Origin of the sequence: Sphingopyxis sp. HIX (assembly GCF_001468285.1) — a bacterium.
GTDB lineage: Bacteria > Pseudomonadota > Alphaproteobacteria > Sphingomonadales > Sphingomonadaceae > Sphingopyxis.
Genome location: NZ_LNSB01000006.1, coordinates 1 through 20371, shown reverse-complemented (window position 1 = coordinate 20371; position 20371 = coordinate 1). Strand labels below are relative to the sequence as shown.

Genomic DNA, 20371 nt, shown 5'->3' with positions numbered 1-20371 from the left:
GAATTCAAAGCTGCATGTTCATCAGTTCACGATAGCCTTCGACCAGCCGGGTGCGGACCTGCATCGCCAGCTCGACCGCCATGCGCGCTTCCTCGAGCGCGATCGTCACCTGGTGCACCGGCACCGTTTCATCGACCGCGAACTGGCGGACGAGCATGTCGGCGCGAGCGATCTTGGCGTCGGTCGCGGCAAAGCCTCCGGTCAGCAGGGATTCGAAACTTGCCGGAACGGCCGGGGCCGACGAGATCTGGGGCTGCTCGACGGAGGCGGCGACCGGCGACGCGGCGGCGATCGGGGCGATTTCCATCATGACTGCCGGCCGATCTGCAGGGCGCTGTTGTACATCTGCAGCGCCGCCGACATCGCCACCAGATTGGCCTCATAGGCGCGGCTGGTCTTGACCATCAGCGTCATTTCTTCGGCTTGGCTGATCGCGGGATAGCTCACATAGCCCGCTTCGTCGGCATCGGGGTGGCGCGGATCATAGACCTGCCGCGCGCCGTTCGCGGCGACCGCGACATCATAGACTGCGACGCCGCGCGGCGCCTGGCCCGACTGCAACCCCTGCGTGACCAGCCGATCGAAGCTCGCGGCGGGCCCGGATACCAGCTTGCGCGGCAGGTAGCCGCCGGCGCCGGTCCGGCTGGTGTTCACATTGGCGATATTCTGCGCGATGATCTGGAGCCGCTGCCATTCGACATCCATGCCGCTGCGGCTGATAGCGAAGGCGTCCATCACTGGCCTCCCCGGATCGCGGCGCGGTGGATCTGCATCTGCCGCCCCAGGATATCGACCAGCGCCGCATAGCGCGTCGACGTCTGCGCCGCGTCGGCCATTTCCATGTCGAGCCGCACCGCGGTGTCGGTGGTGCCCGGATCGAGGCTCAGGATGCGCGCGCGGCTGCCCTCGATCGCACCCAGCCCCTGCGTGGCCGCCGCACGCAGTTCCTGTTCGAACGACACCTTGCGCGGGGCGAAGTCGCGCGAGTTCACATTGGCGATATTCTCGGCGATGACGGTGGCGCGCAAATGCAGGCCGTCGAGTGCCTTGCTGATCAATGCTGCGGATATCGGATCCATGATTTGTCCTATTGAACGATGATTTCGGCGTGGAGCGCTCCGGCGGTCTTCATCGCCTGGAGGATGCTGATCGTGCGCCGCGTATCGACGCGCGCGCGGGCGAGCCCCTCGACCAGCGCGGCGACGCTGCTGTCGGGGAAGGTCATCGCATGGTCGTTGCCGCCCTGGTCGACTTCCAGCTTGGTGTTGCTGACGATCAGGCTTTGCACGTCGGAGGCGAAGCCGCCGATGAAGCTCGGCTGCGAGGCGTAATTTTCGGTGGTGACCGCGACCTTGATGTCGCCCTGCGAGACGACGACGCTCGACACCCGGACGTCGCCGCCCGCGACGATCGTGCCGGTGCGTTCGTTGATCACGATGCGCTGCGGCCGGTCGGGTGATACGGCGAGCCCCTCGATCGTGGCGACGAACGACGCCAGCTGGGTGCGGTTGCCGGCGAAGCGGATGACCACTTCGTCGGCGTTGCGGACCTCGGCCGTTCCGGCGCCCATCGCGCCGTTGATCCGGCCCGCGATACGCTGGGCGGTGGTGAAGCTCGGCTCGCTCAGCAGGAAGGAGATTTCGCCGCGCTCGTTCAGCACCGACGCGTCGACCGCCGCCTCGACCGTCGCGCCGCCGGGCACGATGCCCGATGTCGGATAATTGCGCTGCTGGCGATTGGCATTGGCCTCGAAATCGAAGCCGCCGACCGTGAGCGACCCTTGCGCGAGCGCGTAGGGACGCTGGTCGGGGCCGAGCAGCGGCGTCATCAGCAACGTGCCGCCGGCGAGCGAGCGCGCATCGCCGATCGACGAGATGCTGATGTCGATCCGGTCGCCGGGATTGGCGGAGGCGGGAAGCGTCGCGGTCACGATCACCACCGCGACGTTGCGGCTGTTGATCTGCTCTTCGGTCACCACCGTGCCGAGCCGTGCGAGCACATTGCGCAGCGCCTGGCGCGTCACTTCGCTGCGCCGCGTGTCGCCCGATCCGGCGAGGCCGGTCACCAGACCATAGCCGATCAGCGCATTCTGGCGCCACCCGGCGAAGCGCCCGAGCGCCGTCAACTGGACGTCGCTGGCCATCGCCGGCGCGGGCATTCCCGCGGCGACCACCGCCGCGGCCACGAAGAGGGAGAGAAGGCGCCGCATGTCAGCCGATCCCCAGAAAGCTGAAGATGCGGTTGATCAGCCCGGGCTTGGCGCTGCGGCTGACGAAGCCCTTGCCGTCGAAGTCGATCTGCGCGTCGGCGATCCGCGACGAGGCGACGCTGTTGTCGGCGGTGATGTCGACCGGCCGGATCCGCCCGCGAATGCGGATGTTGCGGTGCTCGCCGTTGACCAGCATATTATGCTGGCCCTCGATCAGGAAATCGCCGTTCGGCGCCAGTCCCGTCACCTGCGCGGTCATGCGCGCAACCAGTTGCTCCGAGCGCGACACCTCGCCGGTGCCGCTGAAGGTTCCGCCGAAGCCCAGGCTGCCGCGCTCGTCGATCGATCCCGCGCTCAGCCCGCCTTGCAGCTGGGTCTGCTTGCTCGTCCGGTTGGTCACGCGGTTCGACGCACTCGCATTCTCGAAGATGACGATGGTGACGGCATCGCCGATGCCGCCGGCCTTGATGTCGGACGCGATCGACGGAAAGGACCCGCCCCTGTACAGATCTTCGGCGGCCACGGGCCCCGCGATGGCGCACAGCGCCAGGCCCGCGAGCGCCGCCATTCCATTCCTCGTCATTGCGCCCCTCCGTCATCCGCCAGCCTGGCCGCGACGATCTCCCCGTCGGACAGCCGCACGAAGGCGCGCCGCCCGGCGCGGCCCGGCTGGATCAATGTCGCCGCGCGATCGATCGTGACCGGCCCGACGCGCGTGCGCAGTGTCATCGTGCCGCCCGCGGGCTGCGGCAGCGCCGCGGGGACCGCGACGGGGCCGAGATAGCTTCCCGCCGCCAGCGCCGTGATCGCCATGGGCGCCCGCGCCGCATGATCATAGGACAGCCGCGCGCGAGGCCTGTCCGCCTCGCAGGGCGCCGAAACGACGCGCGCCGCGTCGATCGCGTCGCCGGCCGCGACGGGCTGATTCAGGGCCAGGCAGCGCTGCGGCGAGGCGGCACGATCGCTACGGGTAAATTCGACACGCAGCGCACCGCGCCTCTGCGGCGCGAGCCTGGCCGTCGGCAGGCGGCGGTGCAGCAGTTCCACCTGCTCGGCCTCGGTCAGCTCGATGCGCGTCGTGTTGTCCGGGGCCCGAAGCAGCCGGAGGTCGCCCGGCGTTCCCGCCGGAATCCGGTCCACCGCCACCAGGTGGCGCAGCAGGAGATAGTCGCCCTGCACCGCGAGCGAGGCCCGCTCGGGCAGGGCGTCTCCGGTCGGCAGCGTGGCCGCCTGAAACCATAGAAGCCAAAGCATGATCGTCTATCGTTTCAGACTGTTGGTAATGCCGGCCAGCTGGTCGGCCGCCTGAATGATCTGCGCGCTCGCCGCAAAGGCGCGCTGGACCGTCAGCAGATCGACCATCTCTTCGCTGAGCTCGACATTCGAATTCTCGATCCGGCCTTGGGCGAACAGGCCTGCGCCGTCCTCGCCGGGGGCCGCATCGATCAGCCGTGCGCCTTCGGCGGGGCGATAGAGGCTGCGGTCGAGGCGATCGAGATCGTTGCCGTCGGTGACGCGCACCAGCGAAAGCCGGCCCAGTTCGACGCCCTGGCTTTCGGGCAGATCGGCCTTGACGGTGCCGTCGGACATGATTTCCAGATTGGTCGCGTCGTCGGGGACGGCGATGTTCGCCTGCAGCGCATGGCCGCTGTCGCTGGCCAGCAGGCCGTCGTCGCGAACCTTGAGCGTTCCGCCGCGCCACAGGAAAAGCTGGCCGTCGGGACCCATCAGCTCGATGAAGCCCGCGCCCTCGATGGCGAGGTCGAGGCGATTCCCTGTGACCCGGATATCGCCCTGATGAAAGACCATCTCGCGGGGCGCAAAGCGGACCCCGCCGGTGGGAAGATAATCCTGCGAAGCCAGCAATGCCGTCTGGCTGACCGGCTGCGCCTGCCGCGCCATCACCTCGGTGAAATTGCTGTCGACCCGTTTGTAGGTGGGCGTGTTCACATTGGCGACATTGTTCGCAATCGTGTCGAGCGCGCGCTGCTGCGCGCGCAGGGCGACCGCACCGATATCGAAGGCTCCGTTCATCGTCCCGCCCTCGCGAAGGTGGTGATCGCCTGGCCGATCAGCTGGTCATAGGCCCGAACCAGTTGAGCGGCGCCTTCGGCTTGGCGAACATTGGCCATCAGCGCGACCATCTCGTCGCTCAGCACGACGTTCGAAGATTCGAGCATGCCTTGCCGGATCTCGAATTCGGTATCGCCGACCGCGGCAGCTCCGCCTGTCGCCGGTATGAGGCCGCCGCCGGATAAGTGCAGGTTTGCGCCTTCCGGTGCCGCAAAAACTCCGATCGCGCCGACGGGAATGTCGCGCTCAAGCATCGTTCCATCGGCGAGTATCTCGATTCCATCGCCTTCGACAGTTGCATCGCCGCCGGCGGCGAGTTGGAGCACCATGTCATTTGCATCGCGGAGCGTCCCGTCTGCGCCCCGGGAAAACTGGCCAGAACGGGTAAGGAAAAATTGATTATCCTGGCGAACAAGAAAGTGGCCCGAACCAACAATCGCTATATCGAGCGGATTTCCGGTCTGCTTCAAGGTGCCGGGTGACGAATCTTGAATGAAGTTCTGCGATATCTGCGACGAGTCTGCGCGATTCGCCTTTTGAGATATATGCGAAATTTCAATGCTACGCTTGAAGCCCGGCGTAGATATATTAGAAATGTTGTTTGATAACTTTTCAGTTTTTCTTTCCGAGTTCATCAATATTGATGAAGCTGCATCAATTAAATCACCCAACTCATATCCCCCGATTTATGGTTAACAAATCGCCGCCGCCGACCCCTTGAGTCAAGGGTGCGGATGCATCAATGGGATGAGTTGAGTTGGCCGGCCATCACGACAAAGATTTGTTCTCCTGCATGACGGCGCCTTATTGGATGTCGTCTGCCTGAGGCCGGTCCGCTCAATGGCTCGGGTAAGACGGAGCGGGTTGCTCAATTCGTTCGTAGGGGTGCTGAGGGCAATAGAAAACGAGGTCGAGCTCCGACCGTTGGAGTGGGGCGGTAACGGGTTCGACGGCCCCTGTTGTCAAACGGCGTTCAAAAGGGACCCCGTTTTTTTGGATGTGACGTCGGTTTTTTGAGATTGGCCTTGCGCGGCGTACGGCGGCGGGCGGTCGTAGCCCGACCGGAGGCGCGCGCAGCGCAAGATAGATTTTTGAAGGCGCCGAAGGTGGTGGCGCGGCCTCATTCGACGCCGCCGACGAACTGGACCGAATTGATCTTTACAAAACACTGTTACGATATGCGACGATGCTCTGCATTGGATAATATTATATCAATATAATGGTCGAAAACCGCTTGGAATTGGAAGTACGGGCGGATATGCAGATAATGATCTGGTAGTCTGCATTACGCTGGGGGGCGGGGGCATGTGAGCGTTAGAGATTGCAAAAGCCAATCGAAAAAACGGGACATCTTCCGGAACTGGCCGCCAGACTTATCGCGCGACCCGGCAGAAAGCTCTAACGTCGATGGCGGCACGGCGCCGACGGGAGCCGCCGGCGCTCGCTTTGGCCGAGTCCCACGGCGGCGGCCATTCGTTACCGTTACAGCCTTGGGCGTCGCGGGCATGCTGTCCGGCTGCATGGGCGTCGGATCGGGTTCGCTCGACTTCGACTCGTCTGTCCGCAATGCGCCAGGCACGATCACGCTCGGAGACACCAAGGTCTATTCGCGCGAGATGCTGATCAACGAGCGCGCCGCCGACATCGCTTGGATTGACAGGCTGATCACAGCGAGCGAGGATCCTACCAAGACCGTATTCCAGCCCACGCTCATCCGGGAGATGGAACAGATATCTGCCTTTGCGGCCGCGCTCGGCGCGCGGTTCGATCCTGCCGCGGGCGTAAGCTATCGGCGGTCGAACGAGACTGGCGAGATATTGCAGGAAATCGATGTCCTCAAGGCGAAGGTCGCGCTTTCGCAGGTGCGCCGTGACATCGAGATCATAGAAGCCGGTTTTCCTACCCAGACCGTGCCCGTGAACACAGGTCTCGGCACACTCGGAACCGGTGGCGCCCTGACCACGGGTGCGGCAATGACGCCGCCCGACGCGGCGCAGGTCGCAGCGACGGTCAACGCACTCATCTCCAGCGTGACCGCAAGGCTCGATGCCGCAGCCAGCCCGATCGCGAAAACGGACGCGAAAAGCAATCCGGCGGATGATTTTAGAGACAGGCTCGCCTATCGGGATATGTTGAAGGCCGCGCGCAACGCCGCGGGGCTCGACGAATTGCACGATGCCGGGAACAACAGACTGATCCGGCTCAACCTGCAGGCAACGGTCGTCCCCGATCCAGACAATGCGCGTGCGCTCGGCGCGATCCAGGTCGAGATTGCGGCTTCCACAAGCGGCGGGACGGCAGCCTATCTTGGCAGCTGGCTGCGCGCAGCGAACGCGCGCGGCGACTGGCGGGTCGACACAGCGACGTTCAAGCCGAACAATACCCTCGACACGCTTGAGGACAGTGGCGATTTTGCCCGCACACGCATCGGCTCGTTCCTAACGGTGATGCCGGTGCTGGTGAACGAAAGCGGCGTCGAACTCGCGCCGCAAGATCTCTTCGATCGCGCCGAATGGACGAAGGATGATGTAGCGGACAATAAGTTCTTCGGCTCATTGCTCGCGGAACTCTCCTTGCCCCCGGCCGAGATGGATGCCGCCGTCGCCAAGGTCTGCCAGCCAGGCTCGCTTCATTCGTTCGCGCTCGACATAGCCGACGCCCGGACCAAGTCCTATGACCTGATCAGATCGGCCAATCTCTCCGCGGGCGATCTAGGTGTGCAATCGCCCGGCATGGCCTCCGGCGCCAAATATCAACGCGCGGGCGATTATCAGAAGCAGGTATTCGGCCTGATCCGAAATCGCCCCGACTGCGCGGCGCTAGTGGCACGATACGCACCCGATAAGACGACTTGGCGAGTTTTGCAGCGCCCCGATCTTGGCGGCGCCGAACAGGTCCGCATTTACGAGGTTGGCCCGCGTGAGCAGGCGCAGCAGGTCTCGACGGTGGCGCGCTCGGCGAACAGCCTCGCGCTGGCGGTATCTCTCGCGGCTTCGGCGCCCAGCGCCGGCGTCGCCGGCAATCTCGGCGCCGGGTTCCGCCGCGACATCATGAACCGGGCGTCGGCTCTCGACCGCGTACCCCAGGTGGTCGGCTATTCGGTTGGCGGAAAGAAGAAATTCGGCTGGGTCATCGGCCCGCATGCGACGACCAATGCAAAGGGGCAGGCCGAAGTGCGGCAGGTCGCTAAGTCCTACGACCTTTCGGTCGATCTTTCTGTTCCGGCCTGGTGGACCAGTCTGAAACTGAAGGCTATGACCGTCTGGGCCCCGTCCCCGCAAAAGCTTGTAAGCGGTACGCTCGGCGCACCGGGGAGCGAGACCGATTTGACGGTGCCGCTTACATCAGCCGCGGATTTTCAATCGTTCACCCAGTTCCTGGTCCGGGACAGCAAGCGCGCCGTCGCGTTGGAAGACGTAATCGGCGGCCCGGTCACCGGCTGCGCGGCGACGACGCTTCTCCTCAAAGGTCCCAACCTTTGGCGCGCCGAGAGAGTGATGCTTCTCGGCCTGTCGCTAGGGCGCGACGCCTTCGTCATCGCGCCCGACATGGCGGGGATCATCGTCACGGTGCCGGCGGTGTCGGCGATCCCAGGCGAGCGCGCATATCAGCTCGATGATCAAGTTCACATACTGACACCGCTTGGGCCGGCTAGCAAGAAATTCGAATATGATGCGTCCTTGTCGGGTGAAAACTGCAAGCCGAAACCCGCCGCCGCGTCGGATGCCGACGACGTGACCGTTACCAAGGCCGAACCCACAACCTTCGTGGTACCGTCTCTCGTAGAGATAGACGTAACGGGTAAAAATCTTGGCAAGATCGACGAAATCAGGCTCGATGGCCGCCGCGCGACGACGGCGAAGGTGTCGGCCGACGGCAAGCTCCTCACGGTGGAGTTTAGCCGCCACACTAGCGAAGGGATCGAGCAAGGCACAGTCAAGCTTGAGTTCTTTGTCAAGAAGAAGAGTGTCGGCACTGCCCAGACGATCAGAATTACTCGCGAATAGGAGACGATCCTTGCCCGAAGGTACAGCGAAAGATCTCGGCACTCCGTGGTGGTCGATCCGAGACGACGCGGGCAACCCGGTTGCCCGCTTCGATCACCGCCTCTTTCCCAGAATACGGAATGGTGCCAGGGTGAGCTTCACCGGCCCTGATACCAATGGCGTCGCCACGAACGTCCAACCAGCGGCAATGGTGGCGCGCTACACACTGCGCCTTGCCGACGAAGCAACGTTGTCCGACGATCGCAAATTGCAGTTGCTCGAGACCGTGATGCGCGAGCTTCAGGTCGCCGGCAACGAGGCCGGCGAGCAGCGGCAGAAGCGACTGCGCAGGCTGCGTACCGCCATCGATCGATACGAATTCTGAGAAATTGCGGTCCGGACATGCAAGACGGCCTGGGCGCTTAGGACCCAAACCGGATTTCTCGTTCGGCGACACGGCGGATGATTGTCGCCCATGTGTACCTAGGGTCGCGCCGCGGCTCGGCGCCCGCGAATGCCACGTCAATGCCCAATTGCTCGAAATTGCCATTTCGGTGACGGCATACAACAAACCGGCAGCAGCCGGATTCTTTCGAGAAGATGAGGATGCGCTTCTCGTCGTTCATGAAGGCATGGGTCTGGCCGAAGTTGGCAATACCGGCCGGTTCTGCACGGCGAAGCGCATGGCACCCTCCTCGCCGCCGATCTGCACGATCCGGCGCGACCGGCACGTGACCTCCGCGATGGCGTTCGGACAAAAAATGCTGGACGATCGGGTCGAGTGCGCCTGGCACCGGCGGCAGCGACGCAGGCTTGTCGGCCACTGCGCACAAAGCTTCCGGTACAATGACGAAAAGTTGCCGAGGAGTGCGTCCTAGAATTTCCGATAGGCCTCCGTTCCGAGCGGAATCCTTAAATTGCAAAGGCTTGAGACCGACGGGTTGGTCAGGTCCACAATGCGGATTATCGACGCTATTCCGGCATCGCGCACGTCAGAGCGCCGATATTCTACTGGAATCCTTCCGATCAAACGAACGTTGCGATGTCGTAAGGAAAGCAGACAACCAGCGGCCGCGAATGGCTTCGGGCCTGTGCAGAACAACTCCCAAGAATCGATGTGGGTCGCGCTACGAACGATACGCTCCAGTCCGCGCAGGCTACGAAGTATCGAATAAGGCGGCGAACGCTCGACACTATCCTCGTCAAGCCCGTAGCGAACCTGGATCGCGAAAATCTGGCGTTCAACCTTCTCGGTCATTTTTCCGTCCAACTCCGCCTCTGAGGCTAAGAGATGATAGCGATCAAAACCGGCTTCGCTCTCGAAGTAATGACTTATCAACCTCTCATCAGCGCCCAGTGCAGCAATGCAGCCGCGCCGCACCGAGGAACCGCCGTCGCCCAGCGAATGGGGAATGCTCATGTATTTTCGGACGCCTTGGTCGAATGGCCCGGCCCCGCCATCAAGATCGTAGAAGCCCGGGATATAGCCTAGGAACAGCTCGGCCATGACCTTCGAACGGAGCAGTTCGAGGATTGCCCACTGCATCATCACCTTTGGCATCGAGGTCAGATCGATAAAAATGGATCGTGGCCTGTCTGCCACCGCCTGCTCCTTGACGAGTTCCACGAGCCGGCCGACCGAGCCCTGCATGTCGAAGTGGGAAGGCAGTTCTACTCGGCGATGGTTTCCGCACGACGACAGATCGACCTGGTCGTAATAGTCATCGATGATCTCGTCGTCCGCATAGCGCAAGATCAGCGAGTTCTTGGCGGTTACAAGCTTCCTGCCGACGAAGGATTTCGAACGAGATTCCCAGCCCGAGGTAAAGATTGCGAGATCAACCGAGATCGGCGCAGCGAGATTTCCGGAGGCTTCCTCTAGGAGCAGACCGTTATAAGTCGCGCGGTCGACCAAGGCGATAGCGGTCAAAGGCCGAACTCCCCTTGTTTCAGCCCGCTTTTACCCTTCGGAAGTGCCGCTTCTGCCCATTTACCGGGATCGATCTCGCCTCCCCCGGCAATCAGCAGAGCAAAATGTGCCTCCTCGAGGCGTACCGTTCCATAGGGCCCCCGATGCGATATTTCGAGTTCTGGGTAGAGACGGTTGTGTAGCTGAAATTCGATTAATGCTGGCCTGCGCGCGGCGGCTGAATATTCGTCGGGCACGCCCAGCAAGCGGATGAAACCGTCTCGCTGCAACGTACGCATAATTTCGCGAGAGCGCACCTGAAGGCGGCGCACCTCAAGCACTTTGTCGAGCTGGACAGAGTCAAACGTGAATATCCCGCGCTCCGGGGCCGAGACTGCCTTTTTCGGGTTGGAAGGCCGCTGAAGGTTGACAAGAAGCGAGCTGAGGCCGTGTACTAGGGATACGATATCGAATGCGGATTTGATCGAGAAGTCACGCAGCGTTTTCCATTTCCGCTCAGATGACGCCAGAATGCCGGAGCGCTGTATATCCCATCGGATCGGGTTCTTCGGCTCCGCGAAATATATGAGATGGCTCAGCTTTGGGATGCGATTTGCGCTCCATTCGCGGTCGATGGCCCCTATTGCTTCTTCATAGATCGCACCCATAATATCGAGATAGTCGCGAATGCAGCCAGTCGAGAGGTTCATCACCGTTTGTGCGCCAGCATACGGCACGGGCTGACCCCGGAAATGTGATTTCACAATATAGACAAGCGCCGCGACCTGTTTACGATCCACAACCTTTGCGAATGTGTCCTGCTGCCGAATAGATTTTAACGAATCGAGTGGGGTGCTGAGCAAGCGCAGCAAGGTATGCTCGATGTAAGGCTGTTGCGGATCCTCGATTGACAGCTTTGACCAGTTCTTGCGGTCGATGATAGTGCGCAGATGGCGCTTAGTATCGCTGACTTCTCCCGCCCAAGAACTAACGCGCTGTGACATCGAAGCAGAGACCATCGTTGCGATCAGGGTGTTCGGTGCCGGGTTTCCTAAAACCTGATTCAGCTTGAAGGTAGGCAGGGGGCGTTTCAGTAATCCACCACCGTTGTTGTAATAATATTCGAGACGCGTGCGCGTGACGTGCTCACAGAATTCGACAAACTTCTCCCTAGGCTCCTCATCGAGCTTGATGGGCAGATAGTCATCATCCTTGAGGACGGTATTCGGAAGGGTTGTCGAGCTACTATCATACTGCCCGGCAATGAAGGCGAGTATGAACTTGATCCGCCCTTCGAAAGATTTGAGAATTGTGTTAAGGATGATCTGCTGTTGCGGCAGTAGGCTTTCGCAGTCGTCTATCAGAACGATCGGACGGATATGCCGGCTTTTCTGGATCATCTGCCCCCGCAACCCGCCGATCAGGGCGACGACCTCGTCGAGCAGATCGTTCGGCGTGAAAGCATTAAGTGCTTCAATCAAAGCCACCATGGTGGTTTCGGTCGGCAAGGCGGTGAAGAGCGCGCGGGTGCGTTGTAACTCGGTCGAGAGAGAATAGACATCGGCTCGCCCATATTTCTGGTCGTAACCGAGCTTTAGCAGAACGCGGGCACAGACCTCCTGCTCAAGGCGCGCCGAAACTGACAATTCCCTTCGATCGGAAATCGCGACGATGTCGGCGACGAATGCCTGAAGCAGCGTTAGTTCGAGATAGAAATCGAACACTCGGTAGGCGATCTGATCCTCGTCAATCAGATGTGCCGTCCCGAGCGAGCGGAGATATCCGATCACAGCTTTAGTGGTGTTGTCGACGACTGTCTGCAGGGTCCGATTGAATTGGATATAGGTACCGAACCAGTCGAATACGGATCGGCGATACTGATTACGCAGGGAGGGATTGGACTTGATGTCGGCCGTGCGCAGCGATCTGAGCAGAGTGGTCTTGCCGCTTCCTCGAGATCCGGCGACGTGGGCGTGCTTCATGCCGCTGGCCAATTCCTTGGCGCGACTGGAGAGCCAGAAGACCGGATCGCGTTCATGCTCGATCTTCGTTGGTTCGAAAGGATTTTGGGGGAGCTCATTCATTTCCGAATCTCCACCCGCCATGATTCAAAGGACTCTGAGAAATTGTGAATTTCGATGAAACCCGCACAGTGAAGCGCGAGTACTACCGCTTCTACTTCCGCTTCGCTGACGTTTACGTGTCGTCCGTGCTCGACCAGTTCGTCCCAGCTGAATATTCCACGGTCAGACTCTGGCAATTCTTGGGTGATGTACTTCCATAGGCGATGAACGTCCTTGCGAAGCAAATCCTCAGGACGGACAATAAGTGGGATAAGTCTCGACATGGCGGTGTTGCCGGAAATCACACGGCCCGACCGATCAACTCGGAAAAATGTCACCTTGATCAGGAACGGCCGCTTGTCGGCCGTAAAGAAGGTCGTGATTTTGTTGAATCCCGACGGAAGCGCCGGGGCAGCGATCATAAAGATCTTCCCGGTACCGGGTTCCGGAGAAGTAACGATCTCAATTGGATCGTCGTGAATGTGCCCGTGAAGATAGATTACATCTGCCCCGGACTGAAGGAAAGCTTGACGAGCATATCCAGCATTGAGAACCTCGCCAAAATAGCTGACCCGCGGAGTATATTGAGGGAGCAAATTATGATGCGACACTACCAAGGTGGCCTTTCGCGCCTCGCTCAGTTGTGTCGCAATGTCATTGAGGTCGACTGCGCGAAAATAAGGGGTATCGAGTTGTTCATAGACCTGAGTCAGCAATGTATCGACCGAATTCGCCTTAGGCAGGCTGTCGCCGAAGAGATGTTCATCGACAAGCTTGAGAGGCTCCGAAGAGGCGTCGGATTCGAAGATGCTCGAGCGCATGCCTTCTGGATAAAGAGACTTCGACCAGGAACCGACACTTGAGTTAAGTAGATACGCCGTCAAGCTTGCGCCGTCCGCGCCAGCGACCTCATACCTCACAAAAGACTGGGTTGGCGTGGGCCGCCAACGATATTTTCCGAAGGCATCGACCAGATGCTTGAACTTGCCGACGTCTCCGAACTCGACGGCGTCGGCCTTGGAGACGTCATGGTTTCCGGGAACACCGAAGATTGGAATATCGCGTCCGCCAATGGTATCGTTGATAATGCCGTCCATCACCATGACGGCGTCTTCGATCCGGTCGGTGGCGCCGATGCTAGTGTAGTCCCCCATCGTCATCACCGCATCGATATGCTCCCTCTGGCAAACGCGCCGCAGCTCCGAAAGCACTGAACCAAGTGGGCTCGTGCGGAGGTTGGAGATTATCGTTGGGGAGAAGGACGAGAGTTTTAGGTCAACCACAGCGGCCTCGTCCGACCATTCAGGGAAATGAACGTCTCCGATCTGAAGGATTGTCAGTTTGCTAAGCGGCACGCAGAATCATCCCCCACACCCCGAGCTTGCGATTAGTTCTGGGATTGGTCAAGATGTCTGCATGAAGGTACCGCGAAGCCAATAGCACAAAATCGGTTGCCTGTTCAGACAGCTTGGACCGATATCAAAGGACCGGTGCTATATTGCGGATGCAATTTTTTGGTCGTGTAAGGGTAGCCGAAGGAGTTTTTTCCTGCTCGCCGTACGCATCGTGGCGATCGGTTGGTTGCTGTCTTGTGTTCTTTTTCACGGCATCGCTTCGATCCTTGGCGCGGCAAACGCGGATTCATCCCGAGTTGCTAACCGCTTTTGGCGCTCCGGACCCGCGCCGGATGACGATCTTGCCTGCGTTGCCCTATCGCGCTCCCAATGCGCCGCGGCGGCGAGCGGAGCGTCTCCATCGCCAACTAGTCAGTGGCGTGGTGCTTCTTTGAGCTCAAACTTGGCATCAAGTCGGCGTTGCCCGGAGCAACAGCCCGCCAGCGATTCGACGCCAAGTTGCCGCGCGGGTCTGATCCGGCGACGCCATACTGTATCGCCTCCTCTCAGGCGGGTGGCATAGGCTCACTCGTAGCGGCCTCGCGAATGGCCGGATGCCGACTATCCGGTTCACGACAGCGAATAGTCGAAAGCCGTCGATAGGCTATAAACCCGGAGCTAGTCGTTCCCATTCGCGCTGGTCGACGCCCAATCTCGCTGAACGCGGTCGACCGCACTAGCCAAACCGAACAATCGGCAAGGCGCCTCGCTCTCGACGTTCGGTGCCTCACGAAATCAGCCTGGGAGCTGCCGTCTCGAAGACTATTGTGATCACAACTTTGTGTTCATTGCGAAAAGTGCCAAACTGTATAGCGAATTTTCCGAACTAGTCTTTCAGTTCGGGGGACCGGACAGCCGCATTGGAATATTTCCAAAGATCAAGCGCTGGTTGCCATTCCAAAGTTCGGTCAGTACAACTTCGGACGATAGCACCATTGTCGACGATGCGTCGATCGATCGTGCCAATCAGGACCTTCTAGCCTTGGCCACTATCGTCACGCCCGAAGAAGCCGCAGAGATCCTGCGCGATGAGAACAGCTTTCAGCGAACCCTCGAAGCGGCCCCGCGCCGCGCAGCCGCTGCGCTGATATTTGCGATCCAGGTCAATCTCCGCGCGAGCCCGGCCACGCTAGAAATGGTGCAGACACTGAGCGGCGCGCTCTCAATACTCGTCGAGGACGGGGCATTCGAGGATGCAACCGAGTGCTTGCGCTTTCTCCTTCAGATTTTCGAGGCGTCAGACTACCGCGGCGACCAGACCATCGGTCTTGAATCGATGGCTTCGCAGTTGAGCGCAGCAGGACGCGAGCACGACGTCGTGCTAGTCCGAGAAACGATCTTGCGGGAGCGGGCGCGTCGCCTCGGCGAAGGGCACGTCGGCACCACGGTTGCGCGCTGCGGGCTGGCAGAGGCCCTTTGGACGATCAAGGATTTTGACACTGCAGAGCGACACATCGCCCAAGCACTGGCTGCCGATATTGGGCGCGACAGCGGCGCCCACGCCGCTGCAGCGGAAGCGCAGCTGGCCGGGATTGCCGGTGTCATTGCACTCGATCGTGGTGATACACGAGCCGCGCTGGGGCGTCTCGATCGGGCGCGCGCACTTCTGCAGGTCGCGGGGGCCTGCCAACCAACCAAGCAGCTCGCCCTCGACGTCAACTATGGACGGGCACTCGTACTGGCTGGTAGAACGGGGGAAGCCGAGCCGCTCCTGGTCAGTCTCGTCGCGCGCCTAAAGGCAACACCGGCGGCCGACGCCGCGGAAGCCGCTTATCTCGGTAGGCTTGCCGAAGCTCTTAGCGTAGATCTCACTCGCATCGGTTTTGGCGAACTGGCGCGCGAGCTTGGCGACGCGCTCCAAGGCCGCGATGGCGCACGCGACACTGACCTCGGCGCGATTGTGTCCGAGGCGAGGATCTTGAAGGAGGCTGGACGTTTAGAGGAAGCGGCCCGGCTCTACAGTCAGGTTATCGACGCGCTGGAGGGCAGATCCGACGAAGAGTCCCGCCGGAATCTGGCAATTACGCTCGACAACGCTCTGGGTCTATTCAACATCCGTCGAAACATTGAGGCAGCCTCGTTGCTATCAACGGACGATGGCGCACCGATTGGCTCCTTCACGGAGAACGAACTCGACGCGCGCACGGAAGCGGCCTTCCGCGATGCCTTCCCGGCCGGTCACCTTGAGATGGGCCACTTCTACGGCTCTCGGGGCGTGCGGCTCAGCATGGCTGGGCAGGTGGAGGCCGCTGACTCTGCGTTCGCTAGGTGCTTCGAAATCGTCGAGGCCCTGCCCCGCGATCCGCAGGTCGAACGACTCCTGATGGCGATGCGGCATGAGTATCAAATCATGCAACGCAAACACACTTTGCCTCAAAAGGCGGACGAAGTTAGAAGCCAATCGCCTTCGGACGCTGACGTGGTAGCGGCCTTCGGATCGCACTCGAAGGAGCGCATCAACCATCTGCTATCCCTCGCTGAGGGGTGCGGCTTTGCGCCAGCACTTGAGGTATATCGACGGGCGTCGGGGATCATTGAGGCCCGGATGGCTACGCTTGCGGCCGCGGGCGCGGCCGCCTTTGTAGACCGTGAACGACACGAGGCGCGGACCTTCGCGACGGCGTTCCGCCACCACTTCATCGCGCTCTCGGTCGCACACCAAGCCGCCCCTGAAGCGGCTAATATCGAGGAAGCATTCCGGATCGCCCAGCGTTGTCTTGTGTCGTCCGCCGCTAGTGCGTTCGAGAGCGGTTTCGCCGCGCGGAGCCACGCCGACGATGCGTTAAATGCGGCGGCTGTTTCTCTCCCAGCGGCACAAGGCGCGCTTCGCGCTGGTGAAGTGATGGTGGTGATCCCGCCGGCCGAAATCGTCTCAGCCGTGGTCGTGACGCAAACGGATGCCGCGTTGGTTTCGCTGACCCTCACGGAAATGTCGCTTCAGTTACGTAACCGTATAACCAACCGGCTTTCAGACGACGCTTTGCAGCAGTCTGACCCGTTTAGCATGCGCAGCATCTCGCGCCGTATGATCCCGGCCCTAGCCCCGCATCTCGCCAACGCTTCGCACGTCATATTCGTAGTGGGTGGACCTCTGGCTGAGATGCCTCTCTCACTCTTGCGCTGGGTGCCAGATGTGGATCAGAACGAAAACGATCTGGCCGCGCCCTTCGTGGTGGACCGCTTTGCGATAAGCATGATGCCGTCGGTAGCGTCCTTCGTGGACGGTAGGGAGCGGCGGTCGCCGAGCCAGGCTTCGCGAGCCTTCTTTGGCATCGGTGACCCCGTCTTGGGTGCCACCCGGTGCGAGACACTGGACGCTGATCCCCTCGCGGCGCTCCTTAACCGACGGTTAGGTGGAGAACCGTCGCTGGCGGGATTGCGTGAAGTCCCAGAAACCGGCGCGATACTGGATCGGCTCGCCGCGACCTTCGGGCGGCGCGACAGCTTTGTCCTGTCGAGAAGCGAAGCCACCAAGGCGCGGTTGCTGGCTTTGAATGCAAGCGGCGAGTTGGCCCGTTATCGCTACATCTGCTTTTCTACCCACGGCCTCACCGCCCAAGAGTTACAGGTGGCGGGTGTGCGACAGCCCGCCTTGCTGCTGTCGTGCGCCACATGGCCCAAGGTCGTCCAAGCCGGAAATTGGAACCGGGCTCGTGAAGCGCTGCTCACCGCGGAGGATCTAAGCGGCCTCAGAATCGAGGCCGACTTGGCCCTACTCACGGCTTGCAATACCGCCGCAGGCGACGGCGAGTATGGTGCCTCAGCATTCTCGGGTCTGGCGACCGCGCTTATCCGAGCGGGGGCGAGAGCCGTTCTTGTCTCCCATTGGTCGGCAAGTGCTGCGGCCACTGAGGCCCTCGTGCGTCGGCTGTTTGATCCAAGAAACCATGGCGTCCCGCGCGCCGAAGCATTGCGTAACGCCATGATAGACCTGCGCGATGACGAACAGGGCCGGTTCTCGCAACCCGGGTTTTGGGCGGCATTTGTGCTCCTCGGCGATGGCGGAGAGCCGCTGTTCTGACGCTACGGGTCGCCACTCTGGTCGGCGAGGATGCGCTCAACGTAATTGCGTAGCTTCTGGCCGGCCGTACTTAGGCGCGTTGTGCGACCCGGAGCCGCCGCGATGAGTTGATCGATGTGGGGAAGCGCGGTGCGCCCGAGCCTGCGGCACAGAACCAACGCCATGCCAAAGGCATCGGCGTCCTCGGTCTCGACGATTCGCCAATAGCGGCCGCCACCAAACGTCGCTTCCTCCAGGATCGCGTCGCGGGCTTCCGCGGGCAATCCGAACCATGCCTGCGAGCGCAGATCGTCCAGAGCAGGGCCTGCAAAATCGCCGTGGCCGATTGCGCCGGAACTTACCTGTGAGGTGTCTATGGTCTCGACACCAGGAACAATGACCGGTTCCGCCGCATCCCCAGCGCGGTCGTAGGCCTGCAACATCGCCGATAACCACAACGCCCGATCTCGGCGAGAGGCGTAGACCGTTAAACGAGCCGCGCGCGCGGTGAGTTCACTCGCGCGGGCTGTAAAGTCAGCGCGGTCAACATCGGGAGACGCAAAGACAATCGTCTGGGCCGTTGCAGCGGCGTTTTTTTGTTGTGCGCGCTCTAGCGCCGACAAAAGAAACTGGTTGCCCATGGAGTGAGCGACAACGGTGATCGATCCGACGTCGGGGATCGCTGACAGGGCCACGAAGAGATCCGCAAGAGCATCGACATGCTCGCGGATCACATTGTTGCGGTCGACAAAATAAGACACGAAGTTTCCTTGAGAAGGCCAACTGTAGAGAACCGGAACTCCGTCAAGATCGAGGTCAACCGCCAACGTGGCGGCCACCTCAGCTGCACCTCGGAACGATACATTGAAGCCGTGGACAAACAGCAGGATCTCGCGGCGACCGAAATCCTTAAGTGCGCCTTTAAGCCGCTCGAGAAAGGCTTCGTGTCCAAGCGCTGCCACCGTCTTCAAGTAGGCGCGGTCCGTCCACTTGCGCCGAAACTGCAAGCGCCAGATGTGGACCGCGGGCAACTTCTGGAGGTCGGGATTTGGGGTGACGATGACCTCGGCCACGCCAAACTGTAGTATCCCACGTCGTCCGCCAAAGTAGCGGCACGCATCTTCTCGGCCGGTGCGGCTCCGGTGCGTGGCGTAGAAGACGTCAACCGCTTGTGTCGCGTACGCGACATCCTCCTGAGCGTAACGTGAGGAGCCACTGCCTAGCGTCTGACGGTCGCCGGCACCGAGCCGGGCTCTAATCGCTGCAATCTCTTCGCGAAGTTTGACATCGTTAAGGGCCGAGGAGATGACGTCGAGGCGACGGAGGATACCTTGCTGCTCGCCGCTACTCGGGCCAAGTCGGATTTCGAGCAGACCTGAAAGTTCTAAGAGCAGGCGAGCCGCACGGGGCAGGTCGCCGCCCCGTGTTGCCACCTCGGCCGCCAATCCGAGGATTTCGCTGGCCATACTGGTGCTGAGATGAAGAGATCCGAGGGCCACCGGTGCTAGGTCGCCGGAAATTCGCTCTGCGTTCGGCAAGTCATCGGCATCGAGGAGGACCTCGGCCCGGCTGACGACGAGACGCCAGCCGAATTCGTCGAGATCGGTAAAGGCCTCGACGGGTGGGCGCGGCGCGCCAGCGAGGCTTGCAACGACTCGAGGCGTTTCCGCCTTCGCCATGGCCAACAGCCAGTTTTCCATTGGGATTTCTCCGAACTGACGCCGCTCTGTCTCATGTCGAATGGTTGATTGCAACGCGGACATTGCCCATCCGACGAGAGCTCGCGGATTATCTCTCAGAGCACCGATGGTTTCCGGTGCGTTCAGCAGGATCCCCGACCATCATCCTCGAAAATAGATTCAAACGCATCAGCGTTTATGAGCCCGTCAGGTTCAATGACAGCCGGGGTGGCCGTCTCGGCGCGATAGCCGGTGAGCCGAGCAAACGGCCGCTGTCCGGAAAGCTGGCGGGCCGGGGTTACGACCGACATCGGCCAGTAGCAGCTGATTGCTGTGTAATCCGCAATTCTTCCCGAGCAGAAAAATCCAGAAATTTAAATGATCTAGGTCAGGAAGAGACGTTTATACGTCCGCCTGATCCTGCACAAAGGTGGACTAAAAGGTGGTCCAATAAAGTAGAGGGGTTCTCTAACTATCTGAGTTTGTGCCATAATATGGCGTTCATGGTGCGGTCGAGAAGACTCGAACTTCCACGGCCTTTCGGCCACAACGACCTCAACGTTGCGCGTCTACCAGTTCCGCCACGACCGCACATCATGATGGTCCGGAACGGGTCCGGCACCAGGTAGGAGCGGGCGCCTAGCAAAGCTTTCCGGGCGATGCAAGCGACCAACGCCGCATTTATTTTTGCAGCTGCGAAGAAGCCGCGCGGCGCAGAGCCGCGGCTGTCATCGAAGCGACTCCAAAGAGTCACCCAAATGTCATCGCTCTGGCGTCAGACCGTCACCGAATCACCCTAGTGGCGGCCCCATCGGGGGGCGGCGGAATAGTTTCGCCGTTCCGGCCGGTGACTTTCAGCAGGGGCGCCGCCCGGGCTTTGGGCGCGCACAGCGGATAACGGAGAATTTCATGGCGGCTTTCGCGCGCGTTCGTTTGGTCATGCTCAGCGGCGTGGCCTGTTCCATTCTGGCCGCTTGCGGCGCCGACGGCGTCGCCTCGCCCGGCGAAGGCGTGATCGTGATCCCGGCGCCGACCCCGACCCCCACGCCGACCCCGAC

General features: G+C 61.1%; 17 protein-coding genes and 1 tRNA gene. 3 read left to right on the top strand and 15 right to left on the bottom strand.

Going from position 1 to position 20371, the window contains the following annotated elements; translation table 11 throughout:
- Positions 1-4 precede the first annotated feature (4 nt).
- The 8 genes from ATE62_RS04320 to ATE62_RS22755 are packed head-to-tail and all read right to left on the bottom strand — an operon-like array spanning position 5 to position 4953.
- The gene (locus ATE62_RS04320; RefSeq protein WP_082662596.1) at positions 5-310 is read right to left on the bottom strand and encodes a flagellar hook-basal body complex protein FliE; all 306 of its coding nucleotides are present in this window, start codon (positions 308-310) and stop codon (positions 5-7) included.
- The gene (gene flgC, locus ATE62_RS04315; protein WP_058807142.1) at positions 307-735 is read right to left on the bottom strand and encodes a flagellar basal body rod protein FlgC; all 429 of its coding nucleotides are present in this window, start codon (positions 733-735) and stop codon (positions 307-309) included. Before flgC ends, ATE62_RS04320 begins: the two co-directional genes overlap by 4 nt.
- Positions 735-1079 carry a flagellar basal body rod protein FlgB gene (locus tag ATE62_RS04310; protein ID WP_058818434.1) on the bottom strand — a complete coding sequence of 115 codons (345 nt, stop codon included), beginning with the start codon at positions 1077-1079 and terminating at the stop codon, positions 735-737. The genes flgC and ATE62_RS04310 overlap by 1 nt, the downstream gene beginning before the upstream one ends.
- 8 nt (positions 1080-1087) lie before the next feature.
- Positions 1088-2209, bottom strand: coding sequence for a flagellar basal body P-ring protein FlgI (locus tag ATE62_RS04305; RefSeq protein WP_058807144.1), 1122 nt, complete (start codon positions 2207-2209; stop codon positions 1088-1090).
- Between the two features lies 1 nt (position 2210).
- The gene (locus ATE62_RS04300) at positions 2211-2792 is read right to left on the bottom strand and encodes a flagellar basal body L-ring protein FlgH (protein ID WP_082662595.1); all 582 of its coding nucleotides are present in this window, start codon (positions 2790-2792) and stop codon (positions 2211-2213) included.
- Positions 2789-3463 carry a hypothetical protein gene (locus tag ATE62_RS04295; protein WP_058807146.1) on the bottom strand — a complete coding sequence of 225 codons (675 nt, stop codon included), beginning with the start codon at positions 3461-3463 and terminating at the stop codon, positions 2789-2791. The genes ATE62_RS04300 and ATE62_RS04295 overlap by 4 nt, the downstream gene beginning before the upstream one ends.
- A 6-nt stretch (positions 3464-3469) precedes the next feature.
- Entirely contained in the window at positions 3470-4243 is a 774-nt protein-coding gene (locus ATE62_RS04290; protein WP_058807148.1) for a flagellar hook-basal body protein, read from the bottom strand.
- Entirely contained in the window at positions 4240-4953 is a 714-nt protein-coding gene (locus tag ATE62_RS22755) for a flagellar hook basal-body protein (RefSeq protein WP_156420454.1), read from the bottom strand. Before ATE62_RS22755 ends, ATE62_RS04290 begins: the two co-directional genes overlap by 4 nt.
- An 834-nt stretch (positions 4954-5787) precedes the next feature.
- Between ATE62_RS22755 and ATE62_RS04280 the strand changes: the two genes are divergently transcribed.
- Positions 5788-8289: a hypothetical protein gene (locus ATE62_RS04280; protein WP_156420455.1), complete on the top strand. Its 2502-nt coding sequence runs from the start codon at positions 5788-5790 to the stop codon at positions 8287-8289.
- Between the two features lie 10 nt (positions 8290-8299).
- Positions 8300-8653 carry a hypothetical protein gene (locus tag ATE62_RS23145; RefSeq protein ID WP_156420456.1) on the top strand — a complete coding sequence of 118 codons (354 nt, stop codon included), beginning with the start codon at positions 8300-8302 and terminating at the stop codon, positions 8651-8653.
- A 37-nt stretch (positions 8654-8690) separates the two neighbouring features.
- Here ATE62_RS23145 and ATE62_RS23140 read toward each other — a convergent pair whose 3' ends face one another.
- Genes ATE62_RS23140 through ATE62_RS04260 form a run of 4 tightly spaced genes read right to left on the bottom strand, consistent with a single transcriptional unit; the run spans position 8691 to position 13595 of the window.
- Positions 8691-9092 (bottom strand): hypothetical protein, encoded by a 402-nt coding sequence (locus tag ATE62_RS23140; RefSeq protein WP_156420457.1) that lies wholly within the window; start codon positions 9090-9092, stop codon positions 8691-8693.
- A 50-nt stretch (positions 9093-9142) separates the two neighbouring features.
- The gene (locus tag ATE62_RS04270; protein WP_058807155.1) at positions 9143-10198 is read right to left on the bottom strand and encodes a hypothetical protein; all 1056 of its coding nucleotides are present in this window, start codon (positions 10196-10198) and stop codon (positions 9143-9145) included.
- Complete coding sequence (locus ATE62_RS04265; RefSeq protein WP_058807156.1) at positions 10195-12261, bottom strand: ORC-CDC6 family AAA ATPase; 2067 nt, start codon at positions 12259-12261, stop codon at positions 10195-10197. Before ATE62_RS04265 ends, ATE62_RS04270 begins: the two co-directional genes overlap by 4 nt.
- A complete protein-coding gene (locus tag ATE62_RS04260; protein ID WP_058818433.1) occupies positions 12258-13595 on the bottom strand; it encodes a metallophosphoesterase family protein in 1338 nt (445 codons plus the stop codon). Before ATE62_RS04260 ends, ATE62_RS04265 begins: the two co-directional genes overlap by 4 nt.
- An 820-nt stretch (positions 13596-14415) precedes the next feature.
- Between ATE62_RS04260 and ATE62_RS04255 the strand changes: the two genes are divergently transcribed.
- On the top strand, positions 14416-17655 hold the full coding sequence (locus tag ATE62_RS04255; protein ID WP_058807160.1) for a CHAT domain-containing protein: 3240 nt from the start codon (positions 14416-14418) through the stop codon (positions 17653-17655).
- A gap of 2 nt (positions 17656-17657) precedes the next feature.
- On the opposite strand, the gene ATE62_RS04250 is transcribed toward ATE62_RS04255, so the two are convergent.
- The 3 genes from ATE62_RS04250 to ATE62_RS04245 form a co-directional block, all read right to left on the bottom strand.
- Positions 17658-19334 (bottom strand): alpha/beta hydrolase, encoded by a 1677-nt coding sequence (locus ATE62_RS04250; protein ID WP_058807162.1) that lies wholly within the window; start codon positions 19332-19334, stop codon positions 17658-17660.
- Positions 19335-19456: 122 nt separating this feature from the next.
- Entirely contained in the window at positions 19457-19624 is a 168-nt protein-coding gene (locus ATE62_RS23535; RefSeq protein WP_156420458.1) for a hypothetical protein, read from the bottom strand.
- A 193-nt stretch (positions 19625-19817) separates the two neighbouring features.
- Positions 19818-19904, bottom strand: a tRNA-Leu gene (locus ATE62_RS04245).
- Between the last annotated feature and the right edge of the window lie 467 nt (positions 19905-20371).